Annotated in this window: 20 protein-coding genes and 1 pseudogene; 18 read left to right on the top strand and 3 right to left on the bottom strand. The window is 63.4% G+C overall.

Annotation, left to right across the window (positions count from 1 at the left end; all coding sequences use genetic code 11):
- Positions 1-15 precede the first annotated feature (15 nt).
- The 13 genes from ACO6VM_RS11075 (at position 16) to ACO6VM_RS11135 (ending at position 15385) form a co-directional block, all read left to right on the top strand.
- Entirely contained in the window at positions 16-1140 is a 1125-nt protein-coding gene (locus ACO6VM_RS11075; RefSeq protein WP_401057733.1) for a glycosyltransferase, read from the top strand.
- A gap of 98 nt (positions 1141-1238) precedes the next feature.
- On the top strand, positions 1239-2453 hold the full coding sequence (locus ACO6VM_RS11080) for a glycosyltransferase family 4 protein (RefSeq protein WP_422403251.1): 1215 nt from the start codon (positions 1239-1241) through the stop codon (positions 2451-2453).
- Positions 2450-3559 carry an NAD(P)/FAD-dependent oxidoreductase gene (locus ACO6VM_RS11085; protein WP_401057735.1) on the top strand — a complete coding sequence of 370 codons (1110 nt, stop codon included), beginning with the start codon at positions 2450-2452 and terminating at the stop codon, positions 3557-3559. The genes ACO6VM_RS11080 and ACO6VM_RS11085 overlap by 4 nt, the downstream gene beginning before the upstream one ends.
- Before the next feature lie 15 nt (positions 3560-3574).
- Entirely contained in the window at positions 3575-4783 is a 1209-nt protein-coding gene (locus ACO6VM_RS11090) for a glycosyltransferase family 4 protein (RefSeq protein WP_401057737.1), read from the top strand.
- A gap of 268 nt (positions 4784-5051) precedes the next feature.
- The gene (locus ACO6VM_RS11095) at positions 5052-6206 is read left to right on the top strand and encodes a hypothetical protein (RefSeq protein ID WP_401057739.1); all 1155 of its coding nucleotides are present in this window, start codon (positions 5052-5054) and stop codon (positions 6204-6206) included.
- On the top strand, positions 6203-7684 hold the full coding sequence (locus tag ACO6VM_RS11100; RefSeq protein WP_401057741.1) for an oligosaccharide flippase family protein: 1482 nt from the start codon (positions 6203-6205) through the stop codon (positions 7682-7684). The genes ACO6VM_RS11095 and ACO6VM_RS11100 overlap by 4 nt, the downstream gene beginning before the upstream one ends.
- Positions 7685-7710: 26 nt before the next feature.
- Positions 7711-8568: a dTDP-4-dehydrorhamnose reductase family protein gene (locus ACO6VM_RS11105; protein ID WP_401057743.1), complete on the top strand. Its 858-nt coding sequence runs from the start codon at positions 7711-7713 to the stop codon at positions 8566-8568.
- Between the two features lie 119 nt (positions 8569-8687).
- A complete protein-coding gene (locus tag ACO6VM_RS11110; protein WP_401057745.1) occupies positions 8688-9698 on the top strand; it encodes a polysaccharide biosynthesis protein in 1011 nt (336 codons plus the stop codon).
- Complete coding sequence (gene wecB, locus ACO6VM_RS11115; protein WP_401057747.1) at positions 9691-10818, top strand: non-hydrolyzing UDP-N-acetylglucosamine 2-epimerase; 1128 nt, start codon at positions 9691-9693, stop codon at positions 10816-10818. Before ACO6VM_RS11110 ends, wecB begins: the two co-directional genes overlap by 8 nt.
- Before the next feature lie 9 nt (positions 10819-10827).
- Positions 10828-11796: a UDP-glucose 4-epimerase family protein gene (locus tag ACO6VM_RS11120; protein ID WP_401057749.1), complete on the top strand. Its 969-nt coding sequence runs from the start codon at positions 10828-10830 to the stop codon at positions 11794-11796.
- A complete protein-coding gene (locus ACO6VM_RS11125) occupies positions 11793-12803 on the top strand; it encodes an MraY family glycosyltransferase (protein WP_401057751.1) in 1011 nt (336 codons plus the stop codon). Before ACO6VM_RS11120 ends, ACO6VM_RS11125 begins: the two co-directional genes overlap by 4 nt.
- A 92-nt stretch (positions 12804-12895) precedes the next feature.
- On the top strand, positions 12896-14893 hold the full coding sequence (locus ACO6VM_RS11130; RefSeq protein ID WP_401057753.1) for a polysaccharide biosynthesis protein: 1998 nt from the start codon (positions 12896-12898) through the stop codon (positions 14891-14893).
- Positions 14894-15058: 165 nt separating this feature from the next.
- Positions 15059-15385, top strand: coding sequence for a ComEA family DNA-binding protein (locus tag ACO6VM_RS11135; RefSeq protein WP_401057754.1), 327 nt, complete (start codon positions 15059-15061; stop codon positions 15383-15385).
- Between the two features lie 58 nt (positions 15386-15443).
- Here the strand turns inward: ACO6VM_RS11135 and ACO6VM_RS11140 are convergent, their stop codons facing one another.
- Positions 15444-15611 (bottom strand): DUF2897 family protein, encoded by a 168-nt coding sequence (locus ACO6VM_RS11140; protein WP_258645515.1) that lies wholly within the window; start codon positions 15609-15611, stop codon positions 15444-15446.
- A 183-nt stretch (positions 15612-15794) separates the two neighbouring features.
- Here ACO6VM_RS11140 and pyrF point away from each other — a divergent pair, with 183 nt between their 5' ends.
- Complete coding sequence (gene pyrF, locus ACO6VM_RS11145; protein ID WP_110992544.1) at positions 15795-16496, top strand: orotidine-5'-phosphate decarboxylase; 702 nt, start codon at positions 15795-15797, stop codon at positions 16494-16496.
- Positions 16497-16533: 37 nt separating this feature from the next.
- Here the strand turns inward: pyrF and ACO6VM_RS11150 are convergent, their stop codons facing one another.
- Positions 16534-17535, bottom strand: a complete 1002-nt coding sequence (locus tag ACO6VM_RS11150) for an NADP-dependent oxidoreductase (protein WP_401057757.1) — start codon at positions 17533-17535, stop codon at positions 16534-16536.
- A 178-nt stretch (positions 17536-17713) separates the two neighbouring features.
- On the opposite strand from ACO6VM_RS11150, the gene ACO6VM_RS11155 reads away from it, so the two are divergent.
- Positions 17714-18475 (top strand): SDR family oxidoreductase, encoded by a 762-nt coding sequence (locus ACO6VM_RS11155; RefSeq protein WP_401057759.1) that lies wholly within the window; start codon positions 17714-17716, stop codon positions 18473-18475.
- Between the two features lie 28 nt (positions 18476-18503).
- Here the strand turns inward: ACO6VM_RS11155 and ACO6VM_RS11160 are convergent, their stop codons facing one another.
- Positions 18504-19706 (bottom strand): MFS transporter, encoded by a 1203-nt coding sequence (locus tag ACO6VM_RS11160; protein WP_401057761.1) that lies wholly within the window; start codon positions 19704-19706, stop codon positions 18504-18506.
- Positions 19707-19828: 122 nt separating this feature from the next.
- On the opposite strand from ACO6VM_RS11160, the gene ACO6VM_RS11165 reads away from it, so the two are divergent.
- The 3 genes and pseudogenes from ACO6VM_RS11165 to ACO6VM_RS11175 all read left to right on the top strand — a co-directional run bounded on the left by ACO6VM_RS11165 (position 19829) and on the right by ACO6VM_RS11175 (position 23281).
- Positions 19829-21226, top strand: coding sequence for a PLP-dependent aminotransferase family protein (locus tag ACO6VM_RS11165; protein WP_401057763.1), 1398 nt, complete (start codon positions 19829-19831; stop codon positions 21224-21226).
- A gap of 969 nt (positions 21227-22195) precedes the next feature.
- Positions 22196-22375, top strand: a pseudogene (locus ACO6VM_RS11170) (hypothetical protein); the annotation flags it as partial.
- Positions 22376-22576: 201 nt separating this feature from the next.
- On the top strand, positions 22577-23281 hold the full coding sequence (locus ACO6VM_RS11175) for a methyl-accepting chemotaxis protein (protein ID WP_390967781.1): 705 nt from the start codon (positions 22577-22579) through the stop codon (positions 23279-23281).
- Positions 23282-23359 lie beyond the last annotated feature (78 nt).

Raw genomic sequence — 23359 nt, forward strand, 5'->3', positions numbered from 1 at the left:
CACTAAGGCTTTATCTTGAAGCGCATATTGATCATTTCATTTTCCGCCATCCACAGCGATCCGCGGGTCATGCGGCAGGTGCGCCTGCTTGAGGGCGACTATCGGTTGACGGTGGCGGGCTATGGCCCGCGTCCGGACGCCGACATCCAGTTTGTTGCGCTTGAGCGTTCGCCCGCCAGTATCGTGCGCAAGGCGTTCTGGGCCGCCAAATTGATGCTCGGCGCTTTCGACAGCTATTACTGGAACCAGCAGCAGGTACGCAGCGCCATTGCTCAGCTTGGAGCAGAAAAGTTCGACCTGGTCATCGCCAACGATGTGTCCAGTGCGCCACTGGCGTTCAGGCTGGCGGGCGAGGCACCGGTCATGGTCGACGCGCACGAGTACTCCCCCCGTGAGTTCGAGGACAAGCGCTTGTGGCGGATGCTGTTCGGTCGCTACATCAATGACCTCTGCGCCCGCTACCTGCCACGTGCGGCCTCGATGACCACGGTTTGCCGTGGGATTGCCGATGAGTACGCGCGGGTTTATGGGGTCAAGCCCCTGGTGATCCACAACGCGCCCGTTCATCAGCGCTTGGCGCCGACTCCGGTGGAGGAGGGGCGCATCCGCCTTATCCACCATGGTGCCGCCATTCGTTCGCGTCACCTCGCCGTGATGATCGAGATGATGGGCTACCTGGATCAGCGCTTCAGCCTGGATTTCATGCTGATGGACAGCGACCCGGCCTACCTGCTGGAGTTGCGCGAAGCGGCGAAGGGCGATTCGCGCATTCGATTCATCCCGCCTGTGCCGATGCCTGAAATCTGCCAGCACCTCAATGGCTATGACATGGGGGTGTTCTTGCTGCCGCCCGTCAACTTCAACTACGAGCATGCGCTGCCCAACAAGTTCTTCGAGTTCGTGCAGGCTTGCCTGGGCGTGGCGATCGGCCCTTCGCCAGAAATGGCGAACCTCTTGCGGGCCTATGAGTGCGGGGTCGTCGCCGATTCCTTTGCGGCCAGGTCCCTGGCCGCGTCGCTGCAGCAACTGGATGCCGAGGCTGTGACGGCCTTCAAGCAGGCTTCCCATGCCGCTGCGGCCGAGTTGAACTACGAACGCGACGGCGAACGACTGTTGTCGGAAGTGGCACGCCTGGCCTGAAGCCGCGTGCATGGGCGGCAAACCAATCAAAGCAGACGCCGAAACCTGCGGGTTTCGGCGTGCAGGTGCGAGAAGGAGCGGCATTTGAGGGGGATGGCATGAAGGTGCTGTTTCTGCACCCGGCGGGCGCCTTTGGTGGCGCCTCCAAGAGTTTGATCGAGCTGTTCACCTGCCTGAGGTCGATGGGCGTTCAGGGTACCGTGCTGACACCGGGGGGGAGCGCCGTGCCGGCATTCTCCAAGGCCGGCATGTCTGTTCGAACCGTCAAGGGGCTTAGCCAGTTCGACAATACCCGTTACGGTCATTATCGCCGGCTGCGCTGGATCATCCTGCTGCGTGAACTGCTGTTGCTGCCGTTCTCGCTGGCAGCGATCTGGCGCCTGCGCCGCGAGCGATTCGACCTGCTGCATGTCAACGAAATCACGTTGTTGCCGCTGGCCCTGCTGGCCAAGCGTTTGCTGCGGGTGCCAATGGTGGTTCACGTACGCTCACTGCAACGGGCCCCGGGGTCGGATCTGCGTACCCGGATCATCAACGGCTGGCTGCATCGATTCGCCGATGCCGTGGTTGCCATCGACCATACCGTGGCGGCGACGCTGGACCCGCGCCTGCCGGTCACGGTAGTGCACAATGGCCTGGGTATCGATGGCCCTGTCGCTGGCCCCGTTGCGCGGGCAGCCGCGCAGCCCGTGAGCGTGGGGTTCCTGGGGGTGTTGATCGCGCTCAAGGGGGTCTACGAGCTGGTGGAGGCCATGCGCATACTCAAGCAACGGGGTGTCAGGCTGCAGTGCCTCATCGCCGGTGAGAATGCTCGAGAGCTGTCAGGGCTCAAGGCATGGGTGCTCGCGCGGTTGGGTTTTGCCCGTGATGTGCGTGCTGACCTCGAGCGTCTTGTCGACCAGCATGGGCTGCATGAGCATGTCCGGCTGCTGGGCTTCGTGGGTGATGTGCGGACCCTCTATCCGCAGCTCGACATCCTGTGTTTCCCATCGCACCTGGATGCGGCCGGTCGGCCGGTTTTCGAGGCGGCGTTCTACTCGATTCCCAGCGTGGTGGCAGTCGCCAACCCAGTGGCGGACGCGATCATCCACGAAGTGACCGGCCTGGCCATTGCCCGGCCCGACCCTGAATTATTGGCCGATGCCTTGCAGCGCCTGGTCGAAGACGAGGCGCTTCGCCTGAACTTGGGGCGCCAGGCTCGGCAGTGGGCTCAGGACAACTTCGCGATCCTGCCCAACGCCGAGCGAGTGCATCAGCTGTACCTGCAACTCGTGCCATACCCTTCGAGCCCGGAACCGGACAAAAGTAAATGACAGATATCGATTGCATGGTCATTGGCGCGGGCGTCATCGGCCTGGCCTGCGCCGCGCAGATGGCCCGCCAGGGCAACAGCGTCATGCTGGTCGAGCAGGAGTGCAGGATTGGCGAGCATACCTCCAGCCGCAACTCCGAAGTCATCCACGCCGGCATCTACTATGCGCCGGGGTCGCTGAAGGCGCGCCTGTGCGTCGAAGGGCGCGAACTGCTTTACCGCTGGTGCGAGGAGCGCGGGGTGAGCCACCGCCGAATCGGCAAGCTGCTGGTCGCGGTGAGTGAAGCAGAAATCGCTGCGCTCGAGGCATTGCAGCTCAATGCCCGGCGTTCGGGCGTGGAAAGCCTGCAAGACGTGTCGCGGGCCCGCCTGCGTGAGATGGAGCCTGCCGTCACCGGTGTGGCTGCGCTGTTTTCGCCGGAAACCGGGATCATCGACAGCCATGGTTTCATGGAGTCATTGTTGGCCGAAGCGCAGGCCCATGGCGCGGATCTTGCGCTGGAGACGCGGGTCACGCGCATGGCGCCCTCGGCCGAAGGCTGGGTTGTCGAGGGGGTGAGCTGTGGCGAACCCTTCAGCCTCACGGCGCGCAGGGTGATCAATGCGGCCGGGCTGTTCGCCAGCAAGCTGGCCGAGGTGATCGAAGGGCTGGCGTCTGAGCATGTGCCTGCCACCTATTGGTGCCAGGGGCGATACTTCTCCTACGCTGGTCGCGCGCCATTCAACCACTTGGTCTATCCAATGCCTGAGGCCAACACGGCAGGCCTCGGCGTGCACGCTACCCTTGATCTTGGCGGGCAAGTGCGTTTCGGGCCCGATGTCGCCTGGACGCAGTCGTTGGACTATCGGGTGGATGAGTCTCTTTGCGAGGAATTTTCCCACGCTATCAAGAGATATTTCCCATCTATTGATAAGACAAAGCTATCTCCCGGATACAGCGGGATAAGGCCTAAACTTTCCGCTCCAGGCCAGCCAGCTGCCGACTTCATGATCCAGGGGCCAGAAGTACATGGTTTGCCTGGGTTGGTTAATCTTTACGGAATTGAATCACCCGGGCTAACAGCAAGCCTTGCAATTGCACAGCATGTTTCCCGGCTATTTGACTGAGTTTCCTGGCGCCCCATGAAGATCCTCGTTCTTTCGCAATATTTCTGGCCTGAAAGTTTCATCATCAACGACATCGTGCGCACCCTCGACGAGCAGGGGCATGAAGTGGTTGTGGCAACCGGCAAGCCCAACTATCCGGATGGCGACATCTTCGAGGGCTACCAGGCGGGAGGCACGCAGCGCGAACGCTACCTCGACCGTGTAGATGTCGTACGCGTACCGCTGTGGCCTCGGGGGGCGGGAGGGGCGAAGAACCTCATTCTCAACTACCTGTCGTTCGTCCTGGCGGGGCTGTTCTGCCTCCCCTGGTTGCTGCGCAAGCGCCAGTTCGACGCGATTCTGGTGTTTGCGCCGTCGCCCATTCTCCAGGCCATTCCAGCGATACCGCTGAAGTGGATCAAGGGCGCCAGGCTGGCATTGTGGGTGCAGGATCTGTGGCCGGAGAGCCTGGCAGCCACGGGGTTTGTCAAGAATGCTGCGGCGTTGCGCATGGTTGGCTGGCTGGTGCGGGGCATCTACCGTTGTTGCGATACGCTGCTGGTTCAGTCTCGGGCCTTTGTCGAGCCTGTTTCGCGTTATGCCCCGCTGGAGAAGATTGTTTACTACCCCAACTCGATGGATTCACGCACCGAGGTGGCGGCGACCGTTCTGCCCGAGCCTCTGGTCGATGTGCTGGCCAAGCATTTCTGTGTGGTCTTCGCTGGCAATCTCGGTACCGCCCAGGCCCTGGATACGCTGGTTGAGGCCGCCGTTCAGTTGCGAGATGACCCGGATGTGCGGCTGGTGCTGGTGGGCAGCGGCAGTCGGCTGGCCTGGCTGCAGTCGCAAAAAGAGGCACTGGGGCTGGATAACCTGGTGTTGCCCGGGCGTTTCCCCATGGAGTCGATGCCGGCAATCTTCGAGCGATCGGCTGTATTGCTGGTGTCACTCAGCGATCAGGAGATCTTCGCCCAGACGGTGCCGAGCAAGATCCAGGCTTACCTGGCTGCTGGCAGGCCAATCGTAGCCAGCCTTAATGGTGAGGGCGCCAAGGTCGTGATCGAAGCGGGCGCCGGCATGGTCTCGGCCGCCGAGCAGGCAGAGCCACTGGTGAGCAACCTGCGGCGGATGAGGGCCATGGATAAAGACGAGCGTGAACAAATGGGGCGCTCGGGCAGGAAGTATTTCAACGTGCATTTCGATATGGACGCTCAAGTGAAGCGACTCGTGGAGATTCTGTCATGAGTCAATGGATTGCCATCGGATACCGAGCCTTGAAGTTCATCAGGCTGGCACCGGTCGTGCGCAAATGGGGATATTTACGATTATGAGTCTTATGTGGGATTTCAGGGCTTTACCGGTTTATTTAATATTGCTTATCTATTTGCCTGCAGCCTGTCTGGGGCACTTTTTATTCAGGGATGAGGGTTCTCAAACTTTTTTATTCTTGCTCGCTGTTTTCTCCCTCATTTACTGGCTTAGCTACCCTTTCTTTTCTCGACTCTATCGTCTGTTGGCCCGCACGCTGACAGCGCGGTGCCGAATTTCCTCATCCTATTGGCGGGCGTTGGCCGGGCTCAGTGTATTGGCCTATGCCTGTGCGCTGGTCTATGCGGCGTTGCTGGCAGACTCGTTGCCATTGCTGGTAGCGCTCAAAGGCGGCAGCGTGATGGACATTGCCCATTCGCGCAGTCAGTTTCTTGCCGGGCTCGAGAGCTATCAAAGTCTGCTGCGCTATGCAGTGTTCATACTTGGGCGCGCCATCATGCCTCTGGTTCTGGTCGCGGCGTTCATGATGAGGGCGCGTTTCAGGCATGCCCTGCTGGCATTGTTGATCGTGCTTTCACTTTTGGCCATGGAGAAGGCCGCACCGATCTTCATGCTGCTACCGCTGTTGTGCCATTTCGCCTTTGGCAAGTGCCGGAAAACACTGGCGGGCGTCCTGCTGCTCATGATCGCGAGCGTCATGCTGGTTTCGTTTCTGGCGATGGGGGCCAACAGCACCCCGAGCGGCGCCGGAAGCGTGAAGCTGGCCACCCATGAGGAGGCCGCAGTCATGATGATCCCGCCGGGGATGCCGATCGATCGGGCCATGGGGCATCATGCCCGGTCGCTGCTTCCCTATTACCTGCACGAGGAGTACCGGCAGGATGCCTATCTGTTCGACCCGGCTACGGTTTCGGGCAAGCTGACCCTCCTGCTCAACCGTATCATCTGGGTGCCCTACATCACGGCTTATGACTGGCTGGCATTCCAGCGTCTCATTTTCGAAGGCCACACCACCATGGGGCGTTCGATCAGTCTGGTTCACCTGCTGCACGGTGAGCCGAAGATGCCGCTGGAACAGATGGTCTACGTTTTCGAGTACGGCCCATCCCCTGGAGGGGAAGGGGCGTCCAACACGGTATTCTTCGTCGATGCCAAGCTGGCCTTCGGCTGGCCGGGTGTCGTCGTCTATTGCCTGATCTTCACCTTGTGCGCCGCCTGCATTTTCACGTCGGGCAGCCGGGTGCTGATGGTATCGAGCATCGCCTGTTTCCTGGTCGCCGCCGTGAGCTCGCTCACGGCAACCTTGCTCAGCGGTGGTTTGTTCATCTATGTGGTTCTGTCGTTATTGTTGGGCAATGCCATCAGTCGGGAGGCCGCAGGCAAGGAGTCCGGCAAATGAAACCGGGCATGGCAATATCGACCCTGAAAACAGCCAGCGGTCAGTTCTTCGGGCTTTTGTTCGGTGCGGTGGCCATGAAGCTCCTGGCGATTCTGGCCGGGCCGGCGGGGGTTGGGCTGTATTCGGTTCTGCGCCAGCTGCAGCAGGTGCTGTCGTCGGTTGCCTCGGTCGGCGGGCAGAACGCCGTGGTTCAGGGCTTGAGCAGCCAAAGCGGGCCTGCGCGGCAGCGATTCTTCCTGTCGACCCTGTATATCTTCCTGTTGACGAGCTTGCTGGTGGGCGTTGCCGTGTTCGCGGGAGCCGAGCTTATCGCCAACTGGACCTTGGCCGGGTCCAATGTGTCGGCAGTGCGCTGGCTGGTGATTCCCGTCACGCTCGGGGCTTTGCTGTTCTTCCTGCGCGGGGTCCTGACCGCGGACATGCAATATGGATCGGTGGCGCTGATCAACCTGCTCACCGGCGTGGGGAGCGCCGTGGTGGCGTTGCCCGCAGGGCTTGCGTTCACGCGAGGCTATCCGGCGTTTCTGGTGCTGCTGGTGGGCGGCGGGTTGTTGCCAGCGCTGGTGGTCGCATTCATCCATGTTCGCCGCCTGGGTTATCTGGCCAGCTTGCACGATCTCGCACCCAGTGGGGCGGGCTGGGATGCCGCGCGGCGCTTCCTCAGCGTTGCGCTGCCGTCGCTGCTGTCGCTGATGCTGACATTGAGCTGTGTTCTGGCCATTCGCGCCAGGGCCGTCCAGCTCTATGGCCTGGAAGGCGCAGGTCAGTTCGATGCTGCCTGGAGTATCAGCGCCATGTACCTGGCGCTGTTCCTGACGTCGCTGCAGAGCTACCTGCTGCCGGTATTGAGCACGCTCGACAAGGGCGCAGCGTTGCATACCGCGTTATCCAAGGCGTTTCACTTCGCATTGATGTTATCCTTGCCGCTGATCGTCGGCCTGGTCGTGTTCAAGCCGCTGGTGGTGTACCTGCTGTTCAGCGAGGCGTTCATGCCGGCGCTGGATGTGCTGCGCTGGGTGCTGTTGGGGGATTTCGTCCGGGTACTGGGCTGGATCATGTCGACCACCCTGATTGCACGCGCCGACATGAAGGGCTTCGCCCTCGCGGAGGGCTTGTGGAGCCTGGTGTTCGTGTCGCTCGCCTGGATGCTGCTGCCGCTGGGTATCGAGTGGGTCGGCGTGGCTTACCTGGCGGGCTATGTCAGCTACCTGGGCTTCTTGAGTGCGCGTTTATGGCACGCCCACGGCGCACGCCTGGAGTTGCACCGCATCGGTCAGTGGGGGGTCGGCCTGGCCCTGGTCATCCTGGCATCCTGGTTGTGCTGGGGCGAGCACCGGGTAATCGCCTGGCCGCTGTTGATCGTCGTGCCGACGATACTCTTCAGTGGGTATATCATGCAGGCGGACGAGCGCCGGTTCGCCTTGCACCTGGCTAGCCGTTCGCTGAGACGGTTGAAGCAGTTTTCTGGCCGGCGCTGAGTCGGCTTCGGTTTTTGAGGGATGTGATGAAGATTCTGGTTCTGGGTGTAACCGGCATGCTGGGCAATGCCGTTTTTCGCGTGTTCGGTGCAGATCAAGCACACGAAACTTGGGGCACATTGCGCGGCCAGGCGGCTTTGCGTCATTTTCCCCAGGCCAGCCATGATCGTCTGATCAGCGGTGTGGATGTCCTCGACCAGGATGCCCTGGCGGCGGTACTGGGCAAAGTCCGCCCCGACGTGGTGATCAACTGCGTGGGGCTGATCAAGCAGTTGGCCGATGCCAAGGATCCGCTCACGGCGCTGCCCATCAACGCCATGCTGCCGCACCGCCTGGCGCGCCTGTGCAACCTGGCGGGGGCTCGCCTGATTCATGTCAGCACCGATTGCGTGTTTGCCGGGCGCAAGGGCAATTACCTGGAAAGCGACCTTTCCGACGCTGAAGACCTGTACGGTAAATCCAAGTACATCGGTGAGCTGCATGACGCGCCCAACGCGATCACCCTGCGCACCTCGATCATCGGGCATGAGCTGGGTTCCAGCCATGCTCTGGTTGACTGGTTCCTGTCCCAGGAGGGTTCGGTGCGCGGCTTCGGCAAGGCGATCTTCTCTGGCCTGCCTACCGTTGAGCTGGCACGGGTGATGAAGGATTTCGTACTTGCGCACCCAACCCTCAGCGGCCTCTACCATGTCGCCGCCGCCCCGATCGCCAAGCTCGAGCTGTTGCAGCTGGTGGCCAGCCGGTATGGCAAGCAGATCGAAATCCGCCCCGACGATGCCTTGGTCATCGATCGTTCACTGGACGGCTCGCGTTTTCGTGAGGCAACCGGCTATGTCGCGCCGGACTGGCCGGAGCTGATTCGCCGGATGCACGCCGACCGTTGAGGTGTTCCGGCTTTCGTTCAGCGGGTGAGTGACATCCCGTTCGCGGCCGACATCCTATTCACAGCGTTTCAATTCATTCCGTGCAGGCCCAGGCCTGCACGCACCAGCGGGAAGCTACTATGTTCGACAACAAGGTATTGATGATCACCGGGGGTACCGGCTCCTTCGGTCACACGGTGTTGCGGCGTTTCCTCGATACCAATGTGCGTGAAATCCGCATTTTTTCCCGCGATGAGAAAAAGCAGGAAGACATGCGTATCGCCCTGGCCAATGACAAGGTCAAGTTCTACATCGGTGACGTACGCGACAGCGACAGCCTGAAACAGGCCATGGTCGGCGTCGACTACATCTTCCACGCTGCGGCCCTCAAGCAGGTGCCTTCGTGTGAGTTCTACCCGATGGAAGCGGTGCGCACCAATGTCATCGGCACCGAAAACGTGCTCAATGCCGCGATTGCCTGTGACGTCAAGCGTGTGGTGGTGCTGTCGACCGACAAGGCGGTGTACCCGATCAACGCGATGGGCATTTCCAAGGCGATGGCCGAGAAGCTCGTCGTGGCCAAGTCGCGGATGATCCCCCATGGTGGCACCGTGGTTTGCTCGACCCGTTACGGCAACGTCATGGCCTCGCGCGGTTCGGTGATCCCGCTGTTCATCGAGCAGATGCGCAAGGGCGAGCCCCTGACCGTCACCGACCCGGCCATGACCCGTTTCCTGATGTCGCTTGAAGACTCCGTCGACCTGGTGCTGCATGCCTTCGAGCACGGCGAGCAGGGCGACCTGTTCGTGCAGAAGGCCCCGGCGTCGACCGTGGGTGATCTCGCACAGGCCCTGAAGGAGCTGTTTGCCAGTGACAGCCAGGTGCGGGTGATCGGTACCCGGCATGGCGAGAAACTCTATGAGTCGCTGGTCTCTCGCGAAGAGATGGCCAAGGCCGAGGACATGGGGCGCTACTACCGCATTCCCGCCGACAATCGCGACCTCAACTACAAGAAGTACTTCGTTGAAGGCGAGGAGAAGATCTCCGAGCTGGAAGACTACACCTCACACAACACCGAACGCCTCGATATCCCCGGCGTCAAGCAGTTGCTGTTGAAACTGGATTACATCAAGGAGCAACTGAATGCTTAAGGTCATGACCCTGGTCGGTACTCGTCCCGAGCTGATCAAGATGAGCCGGGTGATCGCCGAGCTCGATCGCCAGGTCAACCATGTCCTGGTGCATTCCGGGCAGAATTACGACTTCGAACTGAACCAGGTGTTCTTCGACGACCTGGAAATTCGCAAGCCCGATCATTTCCTCGGTGCCGCCGGTGAGACTGCCGCGCAGACCATCGCCGAGGTGATCGCCAAGGCCGACGCGGTATTCGAGCAGGAACAGCCCGACGCGCTGCTGCTCTACGGGGATACCAATACCTGTCTGGCGGTGATCGCGGCCAAGCGTCGCAAGATCCCGGTGTTCCACATGGAGGCCGGCAACCGCTGCTTCGACCAGCGTGTCCCGGAAGAGCTCAACCGCAAGGTGCTCGACCACCTGTCCGACATCAACATGGTGTTGACCGAGCATGCCCGCCGTTACCTGATCGCCGAGGGTATCCGCCCGGAAACCATCATCAAGACCGGCTCGCATATGCATGAAGTGCTCGAGTACTACATGCCGAAGATCGAAGCCTCCGACGTGCTGGCGCGCAGCGGCCTGGAAGCGGGCAAGTTCTTCATCGTCAGCGCCCACCGTGAAGAGAACGTGGACAGCCCGGACAACCTGCGCGACTTCCTGGCCACCCTGCGTGCCCTGGTGGACCAGTATGGTTACCCGGTGATCGTCTCGACCCACCCACGTACCCGCAAGCGCCTGGAAAGCCTGGGTGAGAGCCTGGACCATCCGCTGATCCGCTTCGTCAAGCCGTTCGGCCTGCTGGACTACATCAAGCTGCAGATGGCTGCGTTCTGTGTACTGTCCGATAGCGGCACCATCACCGAAGAGGCCTCGTTGCTGAACCTGCCGGCGGTGACCCTGCGCAATGCCCACGAACGACCAGAGGGGATGGACGAAGGCACGCTGATCATGAGCGGCCTCAAGGCCGAGTCGGTGCTGGCAGCGGTCAAGGTCATCACCAGCCAGCACCAGTCCGGCCAGCGGCAGATCCCGGTGGTCCCTGACTATGAGGGCGGCCCGGTTTCGCAGCAGGTCGTACGTGTGGTGCTGAGCTACACCGACTACATCAATCGTACCGTCTGGCGTAAAGCCTGAGTGCCCGGCATGACTCAACGGGTCTTCCTGACCGGGGCAACGGGTTTCGTCGGTTCGGCGATCGCTCGGCGTCTGCTGGCTGATGGCTGCGGCTCGCTGGTGTGTGCCGTGCGCAACCAGGCGGCCGATGTTCCGTCGCCCGCGCAGACCGTGGTGTGCCGTGATTTCGCAGTGAATGGCGAGTGGCAAGCGGCATTGTCCGGGGTGGATGTGGTTATCCACAGCGCCGCCCGCGTGCATGTGATGAACGACAGCGAAGCGGATCCATTGGCGGCGTTTCGCCGGGTCAATGTCGAAGGTACCCTTAACCTGGCACGCCAGGCTGTGGCCGCTGGCGTCAAGCGCTTCGTGTTCATCAGCTCGATCAAGGTCAATGGCGAAGGCACGGCAGTTGGCAGTGCCTACCGCGCCGATGATGCGGCTGCGCCCCAGGACCCTTATGGCATTTCCAAGCACGAGGCCGAGCAGCAGTTGCTGCAGTTGGCGGGCGAAGGCGGGATCGAAGTGGTCATCATCCGGCCAGTGCTGGTCTATGGCCCCGGCGTCAAGGCCAACTTCCTGGCCATGATGCGCTGGCTCGACCGCGGCATGGTGCTGCCGTTCGGCGCCATCGCCAACCAGCGCAGCCTGGTTGCGCTGGACAACCTGGTCGACCTGGTGGTGACCTGTGCCGCGCACCCGGCCGCGGCCAATCAGATTTTCCTGGTCAGTGATGGTGAAGACCTGTCGACGACGCAGTTGTTGCGGCGCATGGCCGCAGCCCTGGGCAAACCGGCCCGGTTGCTGCCTATCCCCGCCTGGGTGCTGACCCTGGGCGCCACCTGCCTGGGGCGCAAGGCGCTGTCGCAGCGCCTGTGTGGCTCATTGGCGGTGAATATAGACAAGACCCGCACACTGCTGGGATGGACCCCGCCGGTCAAGGTGGATGCCGCATTGGCGGCCACTGCACGGCACTATCAGGACGCTGTTCGCTCATGATCTATTGGCTACTTCTTCTGGTTGTCGTCTTTTCGCTGGCGATGACGGCGCTGCTGCGCCGTTATGCCTTGGCCAGAAGCATCATCGACATCCCCAACGCCCGCAGTTCCCATACGCTGCCGACACCTCGCGGTGGTGGCGTGGCGATCGTGGTGGCGTTCCTGCTGGCACAACCCGTGCTGGCCTGGGCGGGCCTGCTGGACAGTGCCGCGCTCGTGGCGTTGTTCGGCGGCGGGCTGCTGGTCGCGGTCATCGGTTTCATGGATGACCATGGGCACATCGCCGCACGCTGGCGCCTGCTTGGGCATTTCTGTGCGGCGATCTGGGTGCTGGCCTGGCTGGGCGGCCTGCCACCGCTGCAGGTGTTCGGCACGACCTTGTCACTGGGCTGGGTCGGCCATGTACTGGCGGCGTTCTACCTGGTCTGGATGCTCAACCTGTACAACTTCATGGATGGCATCGACGGCCTTGCCAGCGTCGAGGCAATCACGGCCTGCCTGGGGGCTTGCCTGCTCTACGGGTTGTCGGCGGCTGCACCGTTGATCTGGGTCCCGCTGGTGCTGGCGGGCTGTGTTGCCGGCTTCCTGTTCTGGAACTTCCCGCCGGCGCGGATCTTCATGGGGGACGCCGGTAGCGGCTTCCTGGGTATCGTGCTGGGGGGGCTGACCCTTGTCGCCGCCTGGCAGTCATCACAACTGTTCTGGGCCTGGCTGATTCTGCTGGGCGTGTTCGTGGTCGATGCGACGTTTACCCTGGGCCGGCGCCTGTTGCGAGGAGAGAAGGTATACGAGGCTCATCGCAGCCATGGTTATCAGTTCGCCTCGCGCCGTTACAAGAGCCACAAGCGAGTGACCCTGGCGGTACTGGCAATCAATCTGCTGTGGTTGCTGCCAGTCGCTGTTGTTGTCGTTCAATGGCAACTGGATGGTTTGCTGGGGCTGTTGATCGCGTATAGTCCTTTGCTTGTATTGGCGCTCAAGTTCGACGCTGGCAAGCAAGAAAGCTAAAAGCATATCGGCCATGACCGGTATCATGCAGTCACCGTGTTTACTGAATATTGACGTCATATCCGCTGGATGCGGAGGCGGGATCAACTCTGATGATGGATAAATTGAGGGCAGCCCTGCTGGGGCTGCCGCGTCGCTACAAACGGGCGCTTCAGGTCGCTGCAGACCTGCTGCTGGTCTGGGCTGCGCTGTGGATGTCGTTCATTGTGCGCCTGGGGTTCGATGACGCCGGCAGCCCGGTGCTCAACCATCCGTGGCTGTTCCTGGCCGCCCCCGCGATCGCCATTCCGATCTTCATCCGTTTCGGCATGTACCGGGCGGTGATGCGGTACTTCGGCAACGATGCACTCATGGTCATCTTCAAGGCCGTCGGGCTGTCATCGTTGCTGCTGGCGCTGGTCGTCTACTGGTACAGCAACCATGCAACCCTGGTGCCCCGGTCGATCGTCTTCAACTACTGGTGGTTGAGCCTGGTCATGGTCGGCGGCCTGCGCCTGGTCATGCGCCAGTACTTCATCGGCGACTGGTTCACCACCGCCCAGTACGTGCCTTTCACCAACCGTGACGACGGCTTGCTGCGGGTGGCGATCTACGGTGCCGGGGCGGCGGGCAACCAGCTTGTGGCCGCCTTGCGGATGGGGCGCTCCATGCGCCCCGTGGCGTTCATTGACGACGATCCGAGCATTGCCGACCGGGTTATTTCCGGCCTGCCGGTGTTCAAGTCACGCAATATCCAGCGCATGATCGATGCCACCGGTGCCCAGGAAATCCTCATGGCGCTGCCTTCGGCCAGCCGGGGCCGCCGGCGGGAAATCCTGACCTACCTCGAGGGCTTTCCGCTGCATGTGCGCAGTGTGCCCGGGCTCATGGACCTGGCCAGTGGCCGAGTCAAGGTCGACGACATTCAGGAAGTCGACATCGCCGACCTGCTGGGGCGCGATGCGGTACCGCCCGAGGCCGGCCTGCTGCAGCGCTGCATCACCGGCAAGGTGGTGCTGGTGAGCGGTGCCGGTGGTTCGATCGGTTCTGAGTTGTGCCGGCAGATCATGGGGCTCGGGCCGACCACCTTGCTGTTGTTCGAACACAGTGAGTTCAACCTCTACAGCATCCTCACCGAGCTGGAACAGCGTTGCCAGCGCGAGTCGTTGAGCGTGCGCCTGCTGCCGATCCTTGGCTCCGTGCGCGACGCCGACAAGCTGTTGCATGTGATGAAAACCTGGCATGTCGAGACCGTTTACCACGCGGCCGCCTACAAACACGTGCCGATGGTCGAGCACAACATCGCCGAAGGCGTGCTGAACAACGTCATGGGAACGCTGCATGCCGCGCAGGCGGCGATGCAGGCCGGTGTCGCCAACTTCGTGCTGATCTCCACCGACAAGGCCGTGCGCCCCACCAATGTCATGGGCAGCAGCAAGCGCCTGGCCGAGATGATCCTGCAGGCGCTGAGCCGGGAGAGCTCCCCTGTGCTGCTGGGCGACAATCACAATGTCTCGCAGATCAACTCCACCCGCTTCACCATGGTGCGCTTCGGCAACGTACTGGGTTCGTCGGGTTCGGTGATCCCGTTGTTCCGCCAGCAGATCAAGGCCGGTGGACCGTTGACCGTGACCCACCCGAAGATCACCCGCTATTTCATGACCATCCCGGAAGCCGCGCAACTGGTGATCCAGGCCGGCTCCATGGGGCAGGGCGGTGATGTGTTCGTGCTGGACATGGGCGAGCCGGTGCGAATCGTCGAACTGGCGGAGAAGATGATCCATCTCTCGGGCCTGAGCGTACGCAGCGAGCGCAACCCTGCGGGGGACATCGCCATCGAATTCACTGGCCTGCGCCCGGGCGAGAAGCTCTATGAGGAACTGCTGATCGGCGACAACGTCGAGGCCACTCGCCATCCGATGATCATGAGCGCCCACGAGGACCACCTGGCGTGGGAAGCGCTCAAGGAGCGCCTTGGCCAGTTGTTGACGGCGGTGGCGGCGGATGATTACGGGCGGGTGCGCCAATTGCTGCGGGAAACCGTGAGCGGTTATGCACCAGATGGCGAGATCGTCGACTGGATCTACCAGCAGCGTCGGCTGGAACCTTAGGAAAAAGCCCGGCTTGATGCCGGGCTTTTCTTTGCTTCAAAGCTTTGAATTATCTCGAAAAATACTCGCACCTTGAGCGGTTTGCCGTGGCAAGCATGGCCATCTACCGTAGCAGGGCAACCAAGGAAACGTTGCCTTTCAATAAGCCTCAAGGAGTGACTTCCCATGCGTAACACTGTCCTGTCGTATCTGCTGCTCCCGCTTTTTACCTGCCTGTCCTTTTCGCTCAGCGCTGCCCCCACCAGCATGCCTGCCGAGCCGGTGCCTGCAGTGGCGCCGGCCCAGTCGGCAAACAGCCGGGTAGATCTGAACACGGCCGATGCGCAAACCCTGCAAAAAGCGCTGAACGGCATCGGTCAGGCCAAGGCACAGGCCATCGTCGCCTACCGTGAGGCCAACGGGCCGTTCACCTCCGTGGATGAACTGCTGGAGATAAAGGGCATAGGCAACGCGCTGCTGGAGCGCAATCGTGACAAGCTGATGGTCGAGTAAAGGTGGCAGGAGCCGATCGGTACCCGGCTGGTCGGCTCTTCATGACGGCAATGCCTATTCAGCGGTCTTGCGCATCCTTGGCATCCGCCTCGGCATTGCGCTCGTGAACTTTCTTCAACTGTTCATCGGTCAACGGCAGTTTTTTCGCCGTATCACGCAGCATCATCAGTCCGCCAACGATCGAGCCAAGGGCGACGATGAGTATCAACCAGGCATACCAAGGCATCGGTGTTCTCCTGCAAACTGTAGATGACAGCACCTGCATGGCATTCGAACCATGGCCGTGTGCGATGGTTCAATTATAGGAGTGGCCCACTGCCAGGCCAATTCTCATGACCCGCGGCCCCCAAAGGCCATGCCACTTCGTTTACAATGCGCGCCGTTTACGACTTGCCAAGAGACCGCGCCCATGTCCGCCTGCCAGACGCCCCTGATCGTCGCCCTGGATTTCCCTACCCGTGACGCCGCCCTGAAGCTGGCTGACCAGCTCGATCCGGCGCTGTGCCGGGTCAAGGTCGGCAAGGAACTGTTCACCAGCAGCGCTTCGGGGATTGTCGAGACCCTCTGCAGCAAGGGTTTCGAAGTGTTCCTCGACCTCAAGTTCCACGACATCCCCAACACCACGGCGATGGCGGTCAAGGCCGCAGCCGAAATGGGCGTGTGGATGGTCAACGTACACTGCTCCGGTGGCCTGCGCATGATGTCGGCCTGCCGTGAGGAGCTGGCCAAGCGCAGCGGCCCGCAGCCACTGCTGATCGGCGTGACCGTGCTGACCAGCATGGAGCGTGAGGACCTGGCGGGCATTGGCCTGGATATCGAACCGCAGGAGCAGGTATTGCGCCTGGCGGCACTGGCCGAGAAGGCCGGGATGGACGGCCTGGTGTGCTCCGCGCTGGAGGCACCGGCGCTGAAGGCAGCGCACCCGTCGCTGCAGCTGGTCACCCCGGGCATCCGCCCGGCGGGCAGTGCCCAGGACGACCAGCGCCGGATCCTGACCCCGCGCCAGGCGCTGGATGCAGGTTCCGACTACCTGGTGATCGGTCGCCCGATCAGCCAGGCGGCGGATCCGGCGCAGGCGCTGGCCGCTGTGGTCGCCGAAATCCGCGGCTGATTCGAGCCTGCCGGGGCTGCCTTGCAGCCCCGGGGTTTCAGACCTTCAACACCAGCTTGCCGAAGTTCTCCCCGCTGAACAGCTTGAGCAGTGTCTCCGGGAAAGTTTCCAGCCCCTCGACCACATCCTCCTTGCTTTTCACCTTGCCGCTGGCCAGCCAGCCGGCCATCTCCTGTGCGGCCTTGCCGTACTCCTTGACGTAGTCCATCACCACGAAGCCTTCCATGCGCGCACGGTTGACCAGCAGCGCGAGGTAGTTGGCCGGGCCTTTGACCGCTTCCTTGTTGTTGTACTGGCTGATGGCGCCGCAGATCACCACCCGCGCCTTGAAGTTCAGGCGCGACAGCACCGCGTCGAGAATATCGCCGCCGACGTTGTCGAAGTAGACGTCCACGCCCTTCGGGCATTCACGCTTGAGGCCCGCCTGCACGTCCTCGGCCTTATAGTCGATGACGCCGTCGAAGCCCAGTTCGTCGAGCAGGTACTGGCATTTCTGCGCGCCGCCGGCGATGCCGACCACGCGGCAGCCCTTGAGCTTGGCGATCTGCCCGGCAATGCTGCCCACCGCGCCTGCCGCACCGGAGATCACCACGGTGTCGCCTTCCTTGGGCTGGCCGACGTCGAGCAGGGCGAAGTAGGCGGTCATGCCGGTCATGCCCAGGGCGGAGAGGTAGCGGGGCAGGGGGGCCAGCCGTGGGTCGATCTTGTGCAGGCCCTGGGGTTCGCCGGTGAAGTAGTCCTGCACGCCCAAGGCGCCGCTGACGTGGTCACCGGGCTTGTAGTCCGGATGCTGCGAGGCAACCACTTCTCCCACGCCGAGGGCGCGCATCACCTGGCCCAGGCCTACTGGCGGGATATACGACTTGCCTTCATTCATCCAGCCGCGCATGGCCGGGTCGAGGGACAAGTACAGGTTCTTCACCTGGATCTGGCCCGCGCCGGGTTGGTCAGCCGGCACCTGCTCGAAGGTAAAGTCGTCGCGGCGCACGGCGCCGACCGGACGCTTTGCCAGCAGGAAACGGCGGTTGGTCTGGGGCATGGCGGATTCTCCTGAACAGGGTAAAAGGTGGCTGATGATCGGCTGTGATTATGTACTGCGTCACGCAAAATCACCGCAAACGATAGTAGTCCAACCGTGCCCCTGATGATGCTGCCCAGCCGGCAGGAGGGCTGACTAGACTCTGCCTCGACTCAATTTCTCCATGCAGGAGCCAGTGATGAGCATGACGTTCTCCGGCCAGGTAGCCCTGGTCACCGGTGGTGCGGCGGGTATCGGCCGGGCGACAGCCCAGGCGTTCGCCGCCCAAGGGCTGAAAGTGGTGGTGGCCGACCTCGACGCGGCCGGCGGCGAAGCCACGGTGGCGCTGATCCGCGAGGCGGGTGGCGAGGCCCTGTTCATTGCTTGCGACGTGACCCGCGACAGCGATGTGCGTCAGTTGCACGAGAAGACCGTGCAGGCCTATGGCCGGCTGGACTACGCCTTCAACAATGCCGGTATCGAGATCGAGAAGGGCCGCCTGGCCGAGGGCAGCGAGGCCGAGTTCGACGCCATCATGGGCGTCAACGTCAAGGGCGTGTGGCTGTGCATGAAGTACCAGTTGCCGCTGCTGCTGGCCCAGGGCGGTGGCGCGATCGTCAATACCGCCTCGGTGGCGGGCCTGTCGGCGGCGCCGAAGATGAGCATCTATGCCGCGTCCAAGCACGCGGTGATCGGCCTGACCAAGTCGGCGGCGATCGAGTATGCGAAGAAGGGCATCCGGGTGAACGCGGTGTGCCCGGCGGTGATCGACACCGACATGTTCCGCCGCGCCTACGAGGCCGACCCGCGCAAGGCTGAGTTCGCCGCGGCGATGCATCCCGTTGGGCGCATCGGCAAGGTCGAGGAGATCGCCAGCGCGGTGTTGTACCTGTGCAGTGATGGCGCCGCGTTCACCACCGGGCACAGCCTGACCGTCGATGGCGGTGCACTGGCGATCTGAATGTCCAGTCAGCGCTGGGCCGGCGGGGTCAATTGTCTTGCTCGCCATTCAAACAGCTGCGCGATTCCTGTGGGAGCGGGTTTACCCGCGAACGGGCCGGCAAGGTTATCCACAACCGCCACGCCACCCCCGCACACCCCAGCAGCAACACCGTGCCGAATACGCTCAGCGCCAGGCGCGACCCCAGCCTGTCGCTGAGCAATCCGGTAAAGATCACCGGCAGGCTGAACCCCAGATACGCCAGCAGGAAGAACCCGGCACTGGCCCGGGTCTTCTCGCTGCCAGCGAGCTGGTTCACCGCGGCCAAGCCACCCAAGTAGATAAAGCCGTAGCAGGCACTGCTGGCGGCAATCGCGCCCAGCAGCACGCCAGCCAGGTGACCGCTGTCGGCGCCCCAGGCCAGCAACCCATAGCTGCAGGGCAGAATCAGCAGCCCGAGCAGCGTGGCCTGGGCGCTTGGCAGGCGGCGGGCCATGGGCTGGAACAGCAGCCCGCAACTGATCACGCAAAAGGTCGAGAACCCCGACCAGGCACTCAGGCCGTGTTGGCGCAGGATCCCCGGCAGCAGGGCGATCACCAGGCCGACACAGGCCCACGCGAGCAGGATCGCCAGGCCGTAGGCCAGGCTACCGACGGGGTAGCAGGGCAGCCGCAGCATGGCGCTGCGCTGCGCCGGGCGTGGGTCGGGCAGGCGCCACAGCAACAGCACGGCGATGCCCGCAAGCAACAGTTGCAGATGAAAGCTTGCCGGTGCCAGGGTGGGCCCGCGCAGCAGGCACAGGCTGGTCAGCGCCGCGCCCAGGCCGAAGCCCAGTGAGGTGCTGGCCGTGACCCAACTGGCGGCGCGGCCGCTGTCGCTGCCCGCCATCAGTTCGCCCATGTACGCGGTGGCCGTGGCCGATGCCAGCCCGGTACCCAGCCCCAGGAGCATACGCGCGGCACCCAGTGCCTCCAGGTTTGGGAACAGCAGCATGATCAGCGTGGCGAGCATCGACAGGGCCAGGGCGGCGATGATCAGCGGGCGTCGCCCGACTCGGTCGGCCAGCCCGCCAAGGGCCAGCAGTACCGGCAGCACGCCGAGCACATAGCCGGAGAAGGCCACGGCGGTGGCCGCGGCGCCACGCCCGGCGAGATCGGCGTAGGTGGTGTACAGCGGTGCCTGCAGGTTCACCGCGAGGGTGATCAGGCACAACGCGAAGGCCAGCAGGGCCGGGGCATGGCGGGTGGGCATGGGGGCATCCGTCAAAGGGTAGAGTGTCTGTCGGCAGCATCGTGGCTATGTTGTTGCCCAACAAGGCACACTCCCCAGGCATTTGTGATTAACTGTTCGCCTGAAATAAGCGAACACTTGCCATGCACCTGAATCTGGATCGCCTGCAGCCAACGCCCCTGGTCCAGCAACTGACCGAACAGTTGCAAGCCTGGATCGAACAGCAACGCCTGCGCCCCGGCGCCCGCCTGCCGTCGATTCGCACCCTGGCCAAGGCCCAGGCGGTGAGCGCGTCCTGCGTGATCGAGGCCTACGACCGCCTGGTGGCCAGCGGCTGGCTGGTGGCGCGGCACGGTGCCGGGTTTTTCGTTGCCGAACGCAAGCCGGGGCAGCAGGCGGATGCCGGCAGCGCCTGGGGTGAGGCCATCGATGGCAGCTGGCGCTTGTTCGGCGAAGGCCATGAGGCGCTGCTCAAGCTCGGCTGTGGCTGGCTGCCGGTAGCCTGGCGCGCCGAGGCTGAACTGGCGCAGGCCGTGCGCCAGGTCAGCCGCGGCGAGCCCGAGGCGCTGTTCGACTACTGCCCGCCGCTGGGCCTGGCCAGCCTGCGCCTGCAACTGCACAAGGGCCTGGCGCGGCTCGACATCAGTGCCGAGCCCGAGCGCATCCTCACCACCCAGGGCATCAGCCATGCCCTCGACCTGCTGGTACGCACCCTGCTGGCGCCGGGCGACACGGTGCTGGTGGAGCGCCCCGGCTACTACAACCTGTTCAACCTGCTGCGCCAGCACGGCGTGCGGATGCTCGAAGTGCCACGCACGCCCACCGGGCCAGACGTTGCCGAACTCGAGCGGCTGCTGGTCGAGCACCGGCCACGCTGCCTGTTCACCAACAGCCTGTACCAGAACCCCACCGGCACCAGCCTGACCCCCAAGGTCGCCTATCGCCTGCTGGAACTGGCCCGCGAGCATGACCTGCGGATCATCGAGGACGACCTCTACGCCGACTTCCAGGAAGGCCCGGCCACCCGCCTGGCCACCCTCGACAGCGAGCAGCGGGTGATCTACCTGGGCAGCTTCTCGAAAACCCTCAGCAGTTCGCTGCGGGTGGGCTATGTGGTCGCGGAACCGGCGCTGATCGCCCGCCTGGCCGAGTTGAAGATGGTCAGCGGCATCGGCACCTGCCGCTTTGCCGAGCAGGTGATCGGCCAGATGCTTGCCAATGGCAGTTACCGCAAGAGCATCCAGCGCCTGCGCGTGCGCCTGGGGCAGCACATGGCCAAGCTCCTCGGGCAGCTGGAGGCGTGGGGCTGGGAGGTGTTGTGCGAACCCTGCGGCGGCATGTTCGTCTGGGCCCGCTCGCCCGGGCGCGACTTTGCCGGGCTGGAGCGCCTTGCGCTGGAGCATGCCGTGCTGCTCACGCCCGGCAGCGCCTTCGACCCCCAGGGGCGGGCTTGTGACTGGTTGCGTATCAATGTCGCCTACGGACAGGACCTCCGCGCCCAGGCGTTCCTCCGACACGCGGGGCGACCTCCAGCGGCCTGAAAGCGACACGTTCATAGCTAAATGACACCATTCTGGCGCCAGGCTCTTGTGAGGTGGCCGCCGCGATTGTCACTCTTGCCTCTCGGAAAAGCCCGACAAGGCAGAGGGGAATCGGTGATGGCGGTGACCAAGCACGGCGTTCTGGCCAACCTGGGCATGGCCCGCAAGCTCGGCCTGGGCTTCGCCTTGGTGCTGCTGCTGACGTTGCTGGTGGCGGCCATCGGCGTATACGCGCTGTTCAGCGTAGGCCAGCGTTTCGACGGCTTGCGCCAGATGGCCCAGTTCAATACCGACCTGCTGCGCCTGCGCCAGCACGAGCAGGCGTTCGCCCTGCGGTCCGACATCAGCGAAGCCGATACGCTGCGCACTGGCCTGCAGGGCCTGGTCGAGCGCGCCCGTGGCCTGCCAGGGCTGGCCTCGACCGAAGGCGAACTCGGCGCCTACGGCCAGGCGTTCGACCAGTTCGTCCAGGCGGTACAGGGCAAGGAACTGGCGCTGGACATGGCCAGCTGGTCGGTGTCCAGCGTGGCCAACAACCTCGATGTGCTGCAGGCCGGCCTGGCCGATGACGGCACCTACACCCTCAAGCAGTCGCAAGGCCAGCAGGGCGGCGAATTTCTCGAACAGGCCGGCCAGGTGGCGCAGGTGTCGCGGCTGATGCTGCAGGCCATGGACGAGGCCCGGGTGCGCCTGGAGCAGAGCCGCAAGGGCGGCGAGGTGGAGCAGGGGCGCATTGCCCAGACGGTGGAGGCCGCCAGCCTGGTCGAGCAGCTCAAGGGTGCGGTGAGCGATGCCGGTTACCAGAGCGTGCTGGGCGAGGTGGCCGGGCATATCGCCAGCTTCTCCGACAAACTCAATGAATACACCGACCTGCTGGCTCAGGAACAAGGCATCAAGGCCCAGTTGCAGGCCCGCGCGGAACAGGTCACGGCGCGGGTCGACCAGGCCTACAGCAAGCAGGAACAGGCGATGCAGGCCGAGCTTGCGCGCAATGCCGTGGCCATCGCCGCCGCCACCGCGCTGGCGCTGCTGGTCGGGGTGCTGGCGGCCTGGCTGATCACCCGTGCGGTGGTCGCGCCGCTCAAGCGGGTGATCATCCGTGCCCGGCGCATCGCCGCCGGTGAGCTGGCCATCGAGGCCGAGGCACCGCGCAGGGACGAGGTCGGGCAGTTGTTGCAGGCCATGCAGCAGATGGCCGAGGGCTTGTCCGGTGTGGTCAGCGGCCTGCAACAGGGCATCGAGCAGTTGGCCGGCAACGCCCAGGCGTTGTCTGCCGTGACCGAGCAGACCAACCGTGAAGTCGGCAGCCAGAAGGACGAGACCGAGCAGGTGGCCACCGCCATGCAGCAGATGACCGCCACCGTGCATGATGTGGCGCGCAATGCCGAGCAGGCGGCCGAAGCGGCCCAGGCCGCCGACGACAAGGTCGAGTCCGGCCAGCAGGTGGTGCGTCAGAGCATGCAGCGCATCGAGCAGCTCGCCGCCGCCGCCGAGACCGCCAGCTGCGGGATCGACAGCCTGAGTGCCGAGATCCATACCATCGGCGACGTGCTGGAGGTCATCAAGAGTGTCGCCGAGCAGACCAACCTGCTGGCGCTCAATGCCGCCATCGAGGCCGCTCGCGCCGGTGAGCAGGGGCGTGGTTTCGCCGTGGTGGCCGATGAAGTGCGCGCCCTGGCGCGGCGTACCCGTCAGTCCACTGAAGAGATCGAGCGCCTGGTGGCCAGCCTGCGGGGCAATGCCCAGCAGTCGGTGACGCAGATCCGTGGCAGTACCGAGCTGGTGCGCCTGGCGGTGGCCGATGCGCTGCAGACCGAAAGTGCGCTGGGCAGCATTGCCGCGGCGGTGTCGTTGATCCAGCAGATGAACCAGCAGATCGCCGCGGCGGCCGAGCAGCAAAGCTCGGTGGCCGAGGAGATCAGCCGCAGTGTCACGCAGATCCGTGGCAGCGCCGATCAGGCGGCGCTGGCGATGGAGGACAACGCCCGCTCAAGCGTCGAGCTGGCGCGGCTGGGGGATGACCTGAAGGGGATGGTGGGGCATTTCCGCCTGTGATTGCCTGTGGTGACCCTATCGGGGGGGGGGGACAAAGCCCCCCAACACACCCACCTGGGGGGGCGGGTACCCACATCC

The sequence above is a fragment of the Pseudomonas sp. GZD-209 genome, from assembly GCF_049310485.1.
GTDB lineage: Bacteria > Pseudomonadota > Gammaproteobacteria > Pseudomonadales > Pseudomonadaceae > Aquipseudomonas > Aquipseudomonas sichuanensis.